Origin of the sequence: Streptomyces sp. NPDC014764, assembly GCF_043082785.1 — a bacterium.
Taxonomy (GTDB): Bacteria; Actinomycetota; Actinomycetes; order Streptomycetales; family Streptomycetaceae; genus Streptomyces; species Streptomyces althioticus.
This window is the reverse complement of the sequence record NZ_JBIBXY010000004.1, coordinates 439873-454824: the sequence shown is the minus strand read 5'-3', so window position 1 is coordinate 454824 and position 14952 is coordinate 439873. Positions and strand designations below refer to the sequence as shown.

General features: G+C 69.3%; 9 protein-coding genes. 6 read left to right on the top strand and 3 right to left on the bottom strand.

Features of this window, described 5'->3' with window-relative positions; all coding sequences use genetic code 11:
• Positions 1 to 50: 50 nt before the first annotated feature.
• Entirely contained in the window at positions 51 to 1553 is a 1503-nt protein-coding gene (locus tag ACF1AG_RS13935; RefSeq protein ID WP_359607413.1) for a glycosyltransferase 87 family protein, read from the bottom strand.
• Positions 1554 to 1652: 99 nt separating this feature from the next.
• Positions 1653 to 4262 (bottom strand): transglycosylase domain-containing protein, encoded by a 2610-nt coding sequence (locus tag ACF1AG_RS13930; protein WP_387796052.1) that lies wholly within the window; start codon positions 4260 to 4262, stop codon positions 1653 to 1655.
• 396 nt (positions 4263 to 4658) lie between these two features.
• On the opposite strand from ACF1AG_RS13930, the gene ACF1AG_RS13925 reads away from it, so the two are divergent.
• The 4 genes from ACF1AG_RS13925 to ACF1AG_RS13910 all read left to right on the top strand — a co-directional run bounded on the left by ACF1AG_RS13925 (position 4659) and on the right by ACF1AG_RS13910 (position 8417).
• Positions 4659 to 5342 (top strand): helix-turn-helix transcriptional regulator, encoded by a 684-nt coding sequence (locus ACF1AG_RS13925; protein ID WP_391809779.1) that lies wholly within the window; start codon positions 4659 to 4661, stop codon positions 5340 to 5342.
• A 43-nt stretch (positions 5343 to 5385) separates the two neighbouring features.
• The gene (locus ACF1AG_RS13920) at positions 5386 to 6468 is read left to right on the top strand and encodes an inositol-3-phosphate synthase (RefSeq protein ID WP_359607417.1); all 1083 of its coding nucleotides are present in this window, start codon (positions 5386 to 5388) and stop codon (positions 6466 to 6468) included.
• 77 nt (positions 6469 to 6545) lie between these two features.
• On the top strand, positions 6546 to 7808 hold the full coding sequence (locus tag ACF1AG_RS13915) for an MFS transporter (RefSeq protein WP_391809778.1): 1263 nt from the start codon (positions 6546 to 6548) through the stop codon (positions 7806 to 7808).
• A gap of 123 nt (positions 7809 to 7931) precedes the next feature.
• On the top strand, positions 7932 to 8417 hold the full coding sequence (locus tag ACF1AG_RS13910; RefSeq protein ID WP_359607421.1) for a hypothetical protein: 486 nt from the start codon (positions 7932 to 7934) through the stop codon (positions 8415 to 8417).
• Positions 8418 to 8510: 93 nt separating this feature from the next.
• Here ACF1AG_RS13910 and ACF1AG_RS13905 read toward each other — a convergent pair whose 3' ends face one another.
• Positions 8511 to 9977, bottom strand: a complete 1467-nt coding sequence (locus ACF1AG_RS13905; RefSeq protein WP_387796044.1) for a CCA tRNA nucleotidyltransferase — start codon at positions 9975 to 9977, stop codon at positions 8511 to 8513.
• Positions 9978 to 10179: 202 nt separating this feature from the next.
• Between ACF1AG_RS13905 and ACF1AG_RS13900 the strand changes: the two genes are divergently transcribed.
• Positions 10180 to 12591, top strand: coding sequence for a DUF6049 family protein (locus tag ACF1AG_RS13900; protein WP_391809777.1), 2412 nt, complete (start codon positions 10180 to 10182; stop codon positions 12589 to 12591).
• Positions 12592 to 12635: 44 nt separating this feature from the next.
• Positions 12636 to 14951 (top strand): murein biosynthesis integral membrane protein MurJ, encoded by a 2316-nt coding sequence (gene murJ, locus ACF1AG_RS13895; protein WP_391809776.1) that lies wholly within the window; start codon positions 12636 to 12638, stop codon positions 14949 to 14951.
• Position 14952: the final 1 nt, after the last annotated feature.

Below are 14952 nucleotides of genomic sequence, written 5' to 3'. Positions count from 1 at the left end.
TCCGTGCACGGCCCCTTCGCGTGGTCCGGGAGCACATCCCGGCGGTTCGCTCAGAGCGAACCGCCCCCGGCCTGCGTTCTGCCCCAGTCGACCTGAGGCGCCTCGAAGTGGACCGCGTGGCGCGCTGGACGGGCCGCGGGACCGAGCACGAAGACGTCCTCGGCGCCGTCCAGCACGCCACCTGAGGGGTCGTCATCACCGGAGCGGCGCACCGGGTCGCGATCCGGCATCAGAATGTCGCGGACGACCATGACGCACAGGAAGAGCGTCCCCGCCAGGTGCGCGCCGATGGCCCAGTGGTAGCCGTCGGCGGGCAGACCCTTGTGGGCGTCCCCGCTGGTCGTGTACGCGAGGTACATCCAGATGCCCAGAAAGTACGTCACCTCGCAGGCCTGCCAGATCAGGAAGTCACGCCACTTCGGCCGGGCCAGCGCCGCGAGGGGCACCAGCCACAGCACATACTGCGGCGAGTAGACCTTGTTGGTGAGGATGAACGCCGCGACGATCAGGAAGGCCAGCTGGGCGAAGCGCGGCCGGCGCGGCGCCGTGAGCGTCAGGGCTGCCACGCCCGCGCAGCACAGCAGCATCAGCAGCGTCGCGAGCGTGTTGACCGTCTCGGTGGCGATCGGGTCGTCCGAGTTCTGCGCCAGGATCAGCCAGAAGGACCCGAAGTCGACGCCGCGTTCCTGGCTGAACGTGTAGAACTTCGACCAGCCGTCGAAGGCGAACAGCATCACCGGCCCGTTCACGACGATCCAGGCGACGGCGGCCCCGCCGAGCGCCGTGCAGTACTCCCGCCACCGGCCCGCGCGCCAGCACAGCACGAGCAGGGGTCCGAGGAGCAGTACGGGATAGAGCTTGGCGGCCGTGGCGAGGCCCAGCAGCACACCGAAGGCGAGGGCGCGGCCCCGGGACCACATCAGCATCGCGGCGGCCGTCAGAGCGACCGCCAGCAGGTCCCAGTTGATGGTGGCGGTCAGCGCGAAGGCCGGGGCGAGAGCGACGAGCAGACCGTCCCAGGGCCGCCGGGCGTGGGTGCGCGTCACGCACACGGCGATGACCGCCGCGCACGCCATGAGCATCCCGGCGTTGACCATCCAGTACCACTGTTCCTGGTGCTGGATGCTGCCGCTGCCCGGTGTCAGCCAGGACGCGACCTCCATGAACACGCCCGTCAGGACCGGGTACTCCAGGTACTCCATGTCCCCGGGAAGCCGGTCGAAGTACGGCACCAGCCCGTCGGCGAAGCCGCGCCCCTGGTACAGGTGCGGAATGTCCGAGTAGCAGGCGTGCGTGTACTGCGAACTGGCGCCGAAGAACCAGGCGCCGTTGTAACAGGGCGCCTTCTGCACCAGCCCGAGGGCGAACACACCGATCGCCACGAGCGCGATCACCCGCACCGGAGTCCACCAGGATCTGCCGAGCAGGGCACGCCGGCCGATCGGTCCCCCGATCAGTTCGCTGCCGGCCGCTGCGACCCGGTCCTCCTCCGTCGGCCGCACCGGGTCCGGCTCGTGGACGCTCGTCGTTTTTCCACTGGGCATGCCGCACATCCTGCCGTACCTGTCCGGTGGTACGGCGAGGGCCGCCGTACCCGTCGGGTACGGCGGCCCATGTTTCACGTGAAACGCCCACATCGGGCGCGGGACGGCTCAGCCGCCGGGGCCTCCGAACAAGCCGCCGTTGCCACCGCCCCGTGGGCCTCCGGGGTCCTCGCTCTCGGTGGGATCGGGCGACGTGGTCGTACCTCCGTCGGAGCCTCCGTTGTCACCACCACCGTTTCCGGTCCCGCCGTCGTCCTCCTCCTCGTCCCGGCAACGGAAGTCGAAGGGGCCGCAGGTCTCGGTCTCCGTGGGCGGGGGCGGAGTGGTCACCGTCTCGGAGGGCGTCGGCGGCTCGGACGGCGTCGCCTCCTCGGTCTCCGTCTCGGTCGGGGTCGGCGACGGTGCGCCGACGCCGTCGGCGACCTCGCCGATCTTCTCGGCCTTGGGGAAACCGGGGTCGGACTTGCCCTTCAGCGCGGCCTTCATGAACTCGGTCCACACCTCGGTGGGGATGTCACCACCATGGATCGAGTCCTTGCCCGCCGTGCCGTTCATGGAGAGCAGCTTGTGGCTCTTGGGGTCCTCACGGAACATCGCGACCGCGGTCGACAGCTGCTGGGTGTAGCCGACGAACCAGGCGGACTTGTTCTCGTCCGTGGTACCCGTCTTGCCGGCCGCCCGGCGCCCCAGTTCCTTGGCGTGCTGCGCCGTACCGTTCTCGATCACGTTCTCGAGCACGTCGGTGACGTTGTGCGCCACGTTCTCGGGCATCGCCTGCTTGACCCGCGGTTTCTCGAAGTTGGGCAGCTCCGAGCCCCGGTACTTGACCTCGGTCACCGAGTACGGGTCGGCCTGCTTGCCCGAAGCCGCGAACGTCGCGTACGCGTCCGCCATGCGGATCGCGCTGGGCGTGGACGTACCGAGGGCGAACGAGGCGTTGAGGCCGGCGAAGCTGTCCTCGAGGATGCCGGACTTCTGTGCGACGTCCGCCACCTTCTTCATCCCGACGTCCATGCCGAGCTGCACGAACGGGGTGTTGACCGACTGCTCCATCGCCTTCCGCAGGCTGATGTAGCCCCACGGTTTGTCGCTCTCGTTCTCCTGGAAGAACGGCGTGTTGTCCTTCTTGAGGACGTAGGAGCCGTCGTTGTTCAGGATCTTCAGGTGGTCGTCGCCGTTGTACTTACTGGCCGGCGAGACTCCCACACCGTTGGTCTTGTACGTGCCGTGCTGCATCGCGGCCGCGAGCACGAAGGGCTTCCACGTCGAACCGACGGGGACACCGGAGGTGTCGGCGTTGTTGACGAAGTGGCCGTTCTCGAATCCGGGGCCGCCGTACAGGGCGACGATCGCGCCGTCCTTGGGCTTCACCGTGGCCGCGCCGAACTGGACGTGCTGGTCCTTCTCGCGCTTCGGGTCGATGTTCTCCTTCTCGACCTTCTTCACGGCCTTGGCCAGCGCCTCGACCTTCTCCTTCTCGAAGGTCGTGTAGATCTGGTAACCGCCCTGGTCGAACTGCGCCTCGGAGATGTCCGAGTTCTTCAGGACGTACCGCTTGGCCGTGTCGACCAGGTAGCTGACCTGGCCGGTCATGCCCTTGGTGGCCTTGCGGCCCTGGGGCATCGGGTACCTCTTGATCGCCTCCTGGTACTCGGCGGTCGAGAGGTGCTCGTCCTTGTGCATCTGCTCGAGGATCCAGGACCAGCGCTCCTCGGAGCGTTCCCGGTTGGCCTGGGCGTTCGCCGAACTGTCGATGCTTTCGTTGCCCGCCGGGTCGTAGTACGTCGGGCCCTTGAGAAGGGCCGCGAGGAAGGCGCACTCGCTCGGTGTGAGGTCGACCGCGTCCTTGCCGTAGTACGTCTGCGCGGCGGCCTGAATGCCGTAGGCGCCGCGGCCGTAGTAGGAGGTGTTCAGGTAACCCTGGAGGATCTCGTCCTTGGAGAGCTTGGTACCCACCTTGATCGAGATGAACATCTCCTTGAACTTCCGGGAGACCGTCTGCTCTTGGGTCAGGTAGGTGTTCTTCACGAACTGCTGGGTGATCGTCGATCCGCCCTGGGTGTCACCACCGGTCGCCATGTTGCCGAGCGCGCGGGCGATGCCCATGGGGTCGATGCCCGAGTCCTTGTAGAAGCTCTTGTTCTCGGCCGAGATCACAGCCCAGCGCATAGCTTCGGGGATGCGGTCGAGCGTGACGTTCTGCCGGTTCTGGCCGCTGCCGGTGGCGACCATCTGGGTGCCGTCTTCCCAGTAGTAGACGTTGTTCTCGGACCGCGCCGCGGCGTTCTCCTCGCTGGGCACGCTCACCATCGCGTACCCGATACCGGCCACGGCGACGAGGCCGCCGAAGAAGGCGAGGCACAGGCCGGACACGAGCTTCCAGGACGGCAGCCAGCGGCGCCAGCCGTCCTTGTCGTAGCGCGGATAATCGATGATCTTCTTCTTGCCCGGAGGGGCCGCGCGTCCTCGTCCGCGTCCGGGTCCGGCAGCGCGGCGGGACCCTCCCCGCTGAGCCGCGCGTCGTGCCTCGGCACGGCTGCCGTAGGTACGGGCCTCATCCCCCGCACCGCGGGTTCCCGACCCATAGGAATCGGACGGAGATCCGGTGGCGCCTCGCGGTGCCGCTCGGCGGCCGGAGGACGAGCCGGACTGACCGCGTCGGGCCGCGGCACGTCCGCCTCCCTGCGGCTGCGGCGGTTTGCGACGGTGCTCGCTCATCGAACGACTACTCCTCGGGCAGGCGCATCTCTGCGCGCCTGGAAACGGCGGCTGGTTTCCGGTCCCCCCGAAGTACGGATGCGGCGCTCGGCGCATTCATCCGTACTGCACCGGGGACAAGGACGCCCCCAGTCGTCACTCGGTTCCCGGTGGTCTGCATGGCGCACAGACTACGCACCACCAAAACCCCCCGGGCGCAGAAGTTCACCTCAAATCAGGCAACTTGCTCGCAACGAAACGGTGATGTGATCCCGTTCACTCTCCCCCCTCTTGTCGCTTCCGGAAGGTCGTTCTATCGTCGTGATGTATCGAGTCGATACATCAGCGCGACATAAAGGCGGCCGCGAGCCGCCCACGAGCCCATCGCGGCACGACCGGAGCAGAGGGGAGGCGACGATGAGCCGGCGTTCCGGAATCCTCGAGTTCGCCGTACTCGGCCTGCTCCGTGAGGCGCCGATGCACGGGTACGAGCTGCGCAAGCGACTCAATACGTCACTGGGTGTGTTCCGTGCGTTCAGCTACGGGACGCTCTATCCCTGCCTCAAGACGCTGGTCGCCAACGGCTGGTTGATCGAGGAACCGGGGAACACCACCGAGGACGCCCTCGCCGCGCCGCTGACCGGGCGTCGCGCCAAGATCGTCTACCGCCTGACAGCGGAGGGCAAGGAGCACTTCGAACAGCTGCTCGCCCAGACGGGGCCGGACGCGTACGAGGACGAGACGTTCGCCGCGCGGTTCGCCTTCTTCGGGCAGACGTCGCGCGACGTCCGTATGCGCGTGCTCGAGGGCCGCCGCAGCCGGCTGGAGGAGCGCCTCGAGAAGATGCGCGCCTCCCTGGCCCGGCCCCGGGAACGCCTCGACGACTACACGCTTGAGCTTCAGCGCCACGGGATGGAGTCCGTGGAGCGCGAAGTGCGCTGGCTGAACGAGCTCATCGAGAGCGAGCGGGCCGGCCGGGACCTCAAGGGGCCCGCCGCCGGGGGGCCCGCTCAGCAGGACACCACATCAGGAGCGACGGGCGACCTGCCCCGGTCCGGGGACGACCCCCGGCCGGATACGCCCGGCGACACCGCCACGTGAGAGTCCGCGAGGACCTCACTCGTACACACAGGGAGCAACCGGAATGGGTTCGGTTCGCGTAGCCATCGTCGGCGTGGGCAACTGCGCCGCATCGCTGGTGCAGGGAGTCGAGTACTACAAGGACGCCGATGCGGCGGCCAAGGTGCCGGGCCTGATGCACGTCCAGTTCGGCGAGTACCACGTCGGTGACGTCGAGTTCGTCGCCGCGTTCGACGTGGACGCCAAGAAGGTCGGCCTCGACCTCGCGGACGCCATCGGCGCCTCCGAGAACAACACCATCAAGATCTGCGACGTTCCCCGCACCGGCGTGACGGTCCAGCGCGGCCACACGCTCGACGGTCTCGGCAAGTACTACCGCGAGACCATCGAGGAGTCCGCCGAGGAGCCGGTCGACGTCGTGCAGGTCCTCAAGGACAAGCAGGTCGACGTCCTCGTCTGCTACCTGCCCGTCGGCTCCGAGGACGCGGCGAAGTTCTACGCCCAGTGCGCCATCGACGCCAAGGTCGCCTTCGTCAACGCCCTCCCGGTCTTCATCGCCGGCACCAAGGAGTGGGCGGACAAGTTCACCGAGGCGGGCGTCCCGATCGTCGGCGACGACATCAAGTCGCAGGTCGGCGCCACCATCACGCACCGCGTCATGGCGAAGCTGTTCGAGGACCGGGGCGTCATCCTGGACCGCACGATGCAGCTGAACGTCGGCGGCAACATGGACTTCAAGAACATGCTCGAGCGCGACCGCCTCGAGTCGAAGAAGATCTCGAAGACCCAGGCCGTCACCTCGCAGATCCCCGACCGGGAGCTCGGCGAGAAGAACGTCCACATCGGCCCGTCCGACTACGTCGCCTGGCTGGACGACCGCAAGTGGGCCTACGTCCGCCTCGAGGGCCGCGCCTTCGGCGACGTCCCGCTGAACCTGGAGTACAAGCTCGAGGTCTGGGACTCCCCGAACTCCGCCGGTGTCATCATCGACGCCCTGCGCGCCGCGAAGATCGCCAAGGACCGGGGCATCGGCGGCCCCATCCTCTCGGCCTCCTCGTACTTCATGAAGTCGCCGCCGGTGCAGTACTTCGACGACGAGGCCCGTGAGAACGTCGAGAAGTTCATCAAGGGCGAGGTCGAGCGCTAAGCGCGACCACCGCGGGCAGTCGGGGGTCTCCGGGTCGTATGTCCCGGAGACCCCCGTCGTATGTGAGGCTGTGCCCCATGGCCGTCGTCCGTGACCTGCGCGTTCTGCTGCGCTTCCAAGGCTTCCGGCGCCTGCTCGCCGTCCGGTTGCTCTCCCAGGGCGCCGACGGCGTCTTCCAGGTCGCGCTCGCCGCGTACGTCGTCTTCTCGCCCGAGCGGCAGACCTCCGCCGCGGCCATCGCCTCGGCCATGGCCATCCTGCTCCTGCCGTACTCCGCGGTCGGCCCCTTCGCCGGCGTCCTGCTGGACCGCTGGCGCCGCCGCCAGGTCTTCCTCTACGGCAATCTGCTGCGCGCCCTGATGGCGGCGGTGACCGCCCTCCTGATCCTCGTCCGGGTCCCCGACTGGCTCCTGTTCGTGGCCGCGCTGTGCGTCACGGGCGTCAACCGCTTCGTCCTCGCGGGGCTGTCCGCCGCGTTGCCGCGTGTGGTGGACGGCGAGCGGCTCGTCATCGCGAACTCCCTCTCCCCGACCGCAGGGACCCTCGCCGCGACCGCGGGCGGCGGACTGGCCTTCGTGGTCCGGCTGGTCGCCTCGGACTCGGACGCGGCCGTGGTACTCGTCGGCGCCGCCCTCTACCTGTGCGCGGCCGTGTCGGCGCTGCGCATCGCCAAGGAACTGCTCGGCCCGGAACATGCTGTGGAGCACCCCCGGTTGTCCACCGCTCTCTCCGGCACGGTCGCCGACCTCGTGGCGGGCGTACGTCATCTCGCGGCACCCGTGCGCCGGGACGCGGCCTGGGCCCTCACGGGCATGTTCCTGATGCGCTTCTGCTACGGCGGGATGCTGGTCATGCTGCTGATGCTGTGCCGGTATCACCTGACGTCGACCGCGGATGAGGGCCTCGCGTTGCTCGGACTGGCGTTGGGGGCGTCCGGTGCCGGCTTCTTCGCCGCGGCCGTGCTGACCCCGTGGGCCGCGGGGCGGATGGGCCCCGGCCGCTGGATCGTGACGTGCGCCGCGGCGGCGGCCGTGCTGGAGCCGGCGCTCGGTCTGCCTTTCGCCACCGGACCGTTGCTGGCGGGGGCGTTCGTGCTCGGCCTGTCCACCCAGGGCGCGAAGATCTCCACGGACACGATCGTCCAGGCATCCGTGGAGGACGATTTCCGCGGCCGGATCTTCTCGGTCTACGACGTGCTGTTCAACGTGGCGTTCGTCGGAGCGGCGGCCGTGGCCGCCCTGGTGCTCCCGCCTGACGGCCGTTCAGTCACGCTGGTGGTAACAATCGCCGTTATCTACGGAGCAGTAGCGGTAACTATGGCCCGGTTTGAACGCCAGTAAGTGTCACATCAGTGCCACGAAGCAGGAACTGACTACAGAGTTGTCGGTGCGGACCGATAGCTTACGTGGGTCTTATCGACGCGCCTTTCGCGTCATGCGCCTACGTAACAGGGGGACCCCCAAGTGACCACTCCGCCGCCCCAGGGCAACCCGTTCGCACAGGGCCAGCAGCAGCCCTATGGCCAGCCCCAGGGCCAGGCCCCCTTCCCGCAGCAGGCCGGTCAGCCCGGTTTCCCGCCGCCGGGAGCCCCGGTGCCCCCGCAGCCGCAGGGTCGCAAGATCAGCTTCAAGACGATCAAGAACATCGTGATCGTCCTGATCGTCGCGGGTGTGGCCATCGGTGGGTGGATCGCCAGCCGTGACGACGCCGCTGCGGCCGCCGTGGGCGACTGCATGCACCGTGGCAGCACGGACGACAACGACCCGGACCTCGAGGTCGTCGACTGCGGTGACGCGAAGGCGCAGTACAAGGTGCTGGCCAAGGTCGAGGGCAACTACTCCGGCCTGACCGCCCAGAGCAAGTGCGAGGCCGAGGCCAAGGACTTCGCGTACGTCTACACGGAGACCAACGGCAGCAAGAGCTTCCTGCTCTGTCTGAAGGACAAGTAAGAACGACGTCGGGGGCGGTGTTTCACGTGAAACACCGCCCCCGAATCGTGTGCGGGGTCATGTTTCACGTGAAACATGACCCCGCTTCCGTTGTCAGCCCTGCTGTGCGGCCCACCACTCCTTGAGGGCCTTCACCGCTTCGTCGTGCTCCATCGGACCGTTCTCCAGCCGGAGCTCCAGCAGGTGCTTGTACGCCTTCCCGACCTCCGGGCCCGGCTTGATATCCAGGATCTCCATGATCTGGTTGCCGTCGAGGTCCGGGCGGATGGAGTCCAGCTCCTCCTTCTCCTGCAGCTGAGCGATCCGCTGTTCCAGCCCGTCGTACGCGCGGGAGAGCGCGGCGGCCTTGCGGCGGTTCCGCGTGGTGCAGTCCGAGCGGGTCAGCTTGTGCAGCCGGCTGAGCAGCGGTCCCGCGTCCCGGACATAGCGGCGGACGGCGGAGTCCGTCCACTCTCCCGTGCCGTAGCCGTGGAACCGCAGGTGCAGCTCGACCAGCCGTGACACGTCCTTCACCAGCTCGTTCGAGTACTTCAGCGCAGTCATACGCTTCTTGGTCATCTTCGCCCCGACCACCTCGTGGTGGTGGAACGAGACACGGCCGTCCTTCTCGAAGCGGCGGGTCCGGGGCTTGCCGATGTCATGCAGCAGGGCGGCGAGACGGAGGGTCAGGTCGGGGCCGTCCTCCTCCAGGGCCATCGCCTGCTCCAGCACGATCAGGGTGTGCTCGTAGACGTCCTTGTGCCGGTGGTGCTCATCCCGCTCCAGGTGCAGGGCCGGCAGCTCCGGCAGGACATAGGAGGCGATCCCGGTGTCCACGAGCAGCGTGAGGCCCTTACGGGGATACGGGGAGAGGATCAGCTTGTTCAGTTCGTCGCGGATCCGCTCGGCGGAGACGATCTCGATGCGCCCCGCCATGTCCTTCATCGCCGCGACGACCTCGGGAGCCACTTCGAAGTCGAGCTGGGCGGCGAAGCGCGCGGCCCGCATCATCCGCAGCGGATCGTCGGAGAAGGACTCCTCGGGCGTCCCCGGTGTGCGCAGCACGCGCTCGGCGAGGTCCTTCAGACCACCGTGGGGGTCGATGAACCTCTTCTCGGGGAGGGCGACCGCCATCGCGTTGACGGTGAAGTCACGACGGACGAGGTCGTCCTCGATGGAGTCTCCGTAGGACACCTCCGGTTTGCGTGACGTGCGGTCGTACGCCTCGGAGCGGTAGGTGGTCACCTCGATCTGGAAGCTCCGCTCGGTGTCCCCGACCCGCGCCTCCTTCTGGGCGCCGACCGTCCCGAAGGCGATCCCGACCTCCCAGACGGCGTCCGCCCAGGGCCTCATGATCTTCAGAACGTCCTGCGGACGGGCGTCGGTCGTGAAGTCCAGGTCGTTGCCGAGACGGCCGAGCAACGCGTCCCGCACCGAGCCGCCGACCAGGGCGAGTGAGAATCCCGCCTCCTGGAAACGGCGGGCTAGGTCGTCGGCGACAGGGGCGACCCGCAACAGTTCACTCACGGCGCGGTCCTGCACCTGGCTCAGGGCACTGGTTGCTTCGTTGGCGTTCGGCACAACAGAAGAGGGTACGTGGCCCGCGCGGCCGCGAGCGCCCGGAAAAAGACGCCGAGCCGGACACCTGTGGCGATCATGGACAAGGCGCCGCGCCCCTCGATCTTGGGCGCCGGTCCGCGGCACTTCCCCTCCTCGCACCTCGTTACCATGCCTGGACGCACATTCCGACGACCACTGACGACGACAAGGGACGGGCGAGCGCGTGGCCGAGGCGGCAGACTTCCAGGGGACCAGTCCCTCACCTGCCCGCCGCTGGCTGCGGCGCACCGGTGCCGTGCTCGCCGGGACACCCCTCCTGGCCGGGCTGCTCCAGCTGCCCGCGGGATCCCCGGCGGAGGCCGCGACCCCGGCCGCGCCACGGGCCGCCTCCGACAACGGCTCCGTGGCCGTGTCCGTGGACTCCCTCACACCCGGCGCCCCCGCCGAGGGCGACACCGTGACCGTCTCCGGGACGGTCACCAACAAGGGCAAGAAGGCCGTCACCGACGCCTCCGTCAGCCTGCGGGTTGGCTCGACGCTGGACACCCGCTCGAGCATCGACAGGGTCGCCAAGAACTCCGGTGACGTCGACAGCCCCGTGGGGGCGGAGATCGACGACAAGTACACCGAGAAGTTCTCCAAGCTCGCCCCCGGCGTCTCGCAGCCCTACACGATCTCCGTGCCGGCCGACGAGCTGGACCTCGGCCAGGACGGCGTCTACGACCTGTCCGTCACCCTCACAGGCGAGACCTCCGACCAGCCCTGGGAGCAGACGCTCGGCGTCCGCCACACCTTCCTGCCGTGGCAGCCGGACGCGCTGGACACCAAGACGAGGACGACCGTCATGTGGCCGCTGGTCTCCACCGTCCACATGACGGCGGAGACCGGGTCCGACGAGGAGCAGACTCCCGTCTTCCACGACGACGAGCTCGCCGCGGAGATCTCCCCGGGCGGCCGTCTGGACCGGATGGTGGCCCTCGGCAAGGACCTCGACGTCACCTGGGTGATCGACCCCGACCTGCTTGCCTCCGTCGAGGCGATGACCACCCGCTACGAAATTTCCGGCCAGAACACGGACGACCAGAACGTCGTCGGCGGTCACCAGGAGGTCGCCAAGCGCTGGCTCACCGAGGTGCAGAAGGCGGTGGCGGACAAGGAGGTCGTCGCGTTGCCGTTCGGCGACCCCGACCTCGCCTCCCTCGCCCACCACGGCACGTCGGTCACGGGATCACTGCGCCACCTCAAGGAGGCGACCGACGTAGCCGCCCGCACCGTCGAGTCGATCCTCCACGTCGCGCCCAGCACGGACTACGCCTGGCCCGTCGAGGGAGCCGTGGACCCCTCGATCATCAAGGTCTCCACCTCTGCCGGCGCCGACAAGGTGATCGTCCGCGGCGACACCTTCGAGGGTGGCCGAGACCTGACCTACACGCCCACCGCGCCCCGTCCCATCGGCGGCGGCACCACGGCCGTGGTGGCGGACGCGCGGCTGTCCACCGTGTTCGACGGCGACATGACCAGGGCCTCCGCCTCCACCCAGGCGGTGCAGCGCTTCCTGGCCCAGAGCCTCACCCTCGCCCTGCAGACGGACCGTCCGCGCAGCGTCGTTATCGCCCCGCAGCGCACGCCGTCCGCCGCCCAGGCCCAGACGATGGCCGAGGCCGTCGGCGCTCTCCAGGACAGCACCTGGTCGCAGCCGCAGGACCTGACGGCGGCAGCGAAGTCCAAGCCGGACCCGGCCGCCGGCACCGAGGTGCCCCCGGCGTCCGCGTATCCGAAGTCGCTGCGCAAGCAGGAGCTCCCGCGGTCGGCCTTCGAGCAGATCGCCAGGACACAGGACAAGCTCGACCGCTTCAAGGTGGTCCTGTCCGACCAGTCCCGCGTGGTCACGCCCTTCGGCCGCGCCCTGAACCGGGGCATGGCGGCGTCCTGGCGCGGCCGGCCGGCCGAGGTGGCGATCTACCGCAGCGGCGTCGAAACGTACCTGGACACCCTGAGCGGCCAGGTCCGGCTGATCGAGAAGTCGGAGACCAAGCTCTCCGGCCGCAGCGCGACGATCCCCGTGACGGTCCAGAACAACCTGGTGCAGGGCGTCGAGCACCTGGTGCTCCGGCTCACCTCCACCAACCCGACCCGTCTGCAGATCGACGGCAACGCCTACGAGGAGCAGCCCGTCGCCGTCTCCGGCGGCCACAGCCAGTCGGTGAAGTTCACCACGAACGCCAACGCGAACGGCCGGGCCACCGTGGTCGCCCAGCTGTACACGCAGGACGGGCGGCCCTACGGTCAGCCCGTCACGTTCGACGTGAAGGTCACCGAGATCACCGCGACGGTGATGCTGGTCATCGGCGGCGGTGTGCTGCTGCTCGTCCTGGCCGGCTTCCGGATGTACACCCAGCGCAAGCGCGCCGCGGCCCGTCAGGCCGAGGAGCGGGAGCAGGACGACGCGGCGGACGCCGACACCGACGGCGACGGCGACGGCCCGAAGAACCCCGGCGCCTCCGAGAGCCGTCCTGCCGAGGAGTCCGCATCGGACACCCGGGAGGACACCCCGGAGCAGCCGAGTGACCCGGCCCCGGACACCGCACCGGAAAGCGCCGACCCGTCCGGCACGGGTGAGAGAGTGGACCGTTGAGAAGGTCGTGGCCGGTCGGCCAGGGACGATGAGGTGGGGTAACCATGAACGCGCCGTACGACGGTGACCGCGGCGATGCCGCGGCCAACTCGGGCCATCCCGAGTCGGACCCCGCCGGGGGTCCGCCGCCCGGGCACGACCAGGCGTCACAGCCACCCGCCGACCCGTACGTCCAGGACGCCTACGCCCAGGACCCCTACCGGGCGCGGGACATCGACGCCCAGGACCCGGTCGCGGAGGCGCTCTACGACCGGTCGGCGCACCCGCCGCCCCCGCCGGGCGCGCAGCAGCCGCAGCAGCCCCTCTACGGGCAGCCGCCCCAGTCGCCGTACGCGCCCGACCCACGGGTGTGGGCCCGGACGCCCGCCCCGGAGCCCGACGGCCCCACGCAGCACCTTCCGTACGGCGACGACCCGCGCACCACGCAGTACGTCGGCGTGGACGACCTCGTCGGCCAGGCGGGGGAGCAGCGCCATGAGCCGGACGCCTTCGCTCACCTCTTCCGCGACCAGCAGCAGAGCGGCGCCTTCCCCGACCAGCACGGCGGCCAGACCCGTCCCCGTGGCGGCCCGCACCCCGGACAGCCGGCGGGCGGCCCGCAGCAGTACGCCGCTGCCCCGGTGCCCGGACCCGCGTCCCCGACGCCCGGCCACTACGCGGGCGCCACCCCGCCCCCCGCGGCGGAATCGGCGGCCCCGGAGCCAGCGTCCGCGCCCACGCCGAAGAAGGGCGGTCGCGCCGGCGGTCTGCTGAAGTCCAGCGCCGTGATGGCGGCGGGCACGATGGTGTCCCGTCTCACGGGCTTCATCCGGTCCGCGCTGATCGTGTCGGCCCTGGGTCTCGGCCTGCTCGGCGACTCCTTCCAGGTCGCCTACCAGCTGCCGACGATGATCTACATCCTCACCGTCGGCGGCGGCCTCAACTCGGTCTTCGTGCCGCAGCTGGTGCGCGCCATGAAGGACGACGACGACGGGGGCGAGGCCTACGCCAACCGGCTGCTGACGCTGGTGATGGTGGCGCTGGCGCTGCTCACCGCCGCCGCCTGGCTGGCCGCCCCGCTGCTGGTGCGCGCGCTGTCGAACCCCGTCGCCTCGGACCCCGCGGCCAACGAGGTCGCCGTCACCTTCACCCGGTACTTCCTGCCCTCGATCTTCTTCATGGGCGTCCATGTGGTGATGGGTCAGATCCTCAACGCGCGCGGCCGGTTCGGCGCGATGATGTGGACCCCGGTCCTGAACAACATCGTCATCATCGTCACGCTCGGCACGTTCATCTGGGTCTACGGCACCGCCGCGGACTCGAAGATGCAGGTTTCGAACATCCCGCCGGAGGGTCTGCGCCTCCTCGGCATCGGCGTGCTGCTGGGTCTCGTGGTGCAGGCCCTCGCGATGATCCCGTACCTGCGGGAGACCGGCTTCCGCATGCGGCTGCGCTTCGACTGGAAGGGCCACGGCCTCGGCAAGGCGGCGATGCTCGCCAAGTGGACCATCCTGTTCGTCCTCGCCAACCAGGCGGGCGCGCTGGTCGTCACCCAGTTGTCCACCGCCGCGGGCCTCGGCTCGGACGTCGAGGGCACCGGTTTCGCCGCCTACGCCAACGCCCAGCTGATCTGGGGTCTGCCGCAGGCCATCATCACGGTGTCCCTGATGGCCGCCCTGCTGCCGCGCATCTCCCGCTCGGCGGCGGAGGACGACGGGGGCGCCGTGCGCGACGACATCTCCCAGGGTCTGCGGACCACCGCCGTCGCGATCGTGCCCATCGCCTTCGGCTTCCTCGCGCTCGGCATCCCGATGTGCACCCTGATCTTCGGGTCCTCGGGCACCAGCGAGGCCACCAACATGGGGTACATGCTGATGGCGTTCGGCCTCGGCCTGATCCCCTACTCCGTGCAGTACGTCGTCCTGCGCGCCTTCTACGCCTACGAGGACACCCGGACCCCCTTCTACAACACGGTCATCGTGGCCGCCGCGAACGCGCTCGCCGCCGGCCTGTGCTTCCTGGTGCTGCCGGCCCGCTGGGCCGTCGTCGGCATGGCCGCCTCGTACGGCGTCGCCTACGCCCTCGGTGTGGGTGTCGCCTGGCGCCGGCTGCGCAAGCGGCTGGGCGGCGACCTGGACGGCGCCCGGGTGCTGCGGACCTACGCCCGCCTGTGCATCGCCTCCGTCCCGGCCGCCCTGCTCAGCGGCGCGGCCTGCTACGGCATCAGCAAGGTGCTGGGCCAGGGAGTCCTCGGCTCGTTCGCCGCGCTGCTCGGCGGCGGGGCCGTCCTTCTGGGCGTCTTCTACGTGGCCGCGCGCCGGATGCGTATCGACGAGGTCAACTCGTTGGTCGGTATGGTCCGGGGACGCCTGGGACGCTGAG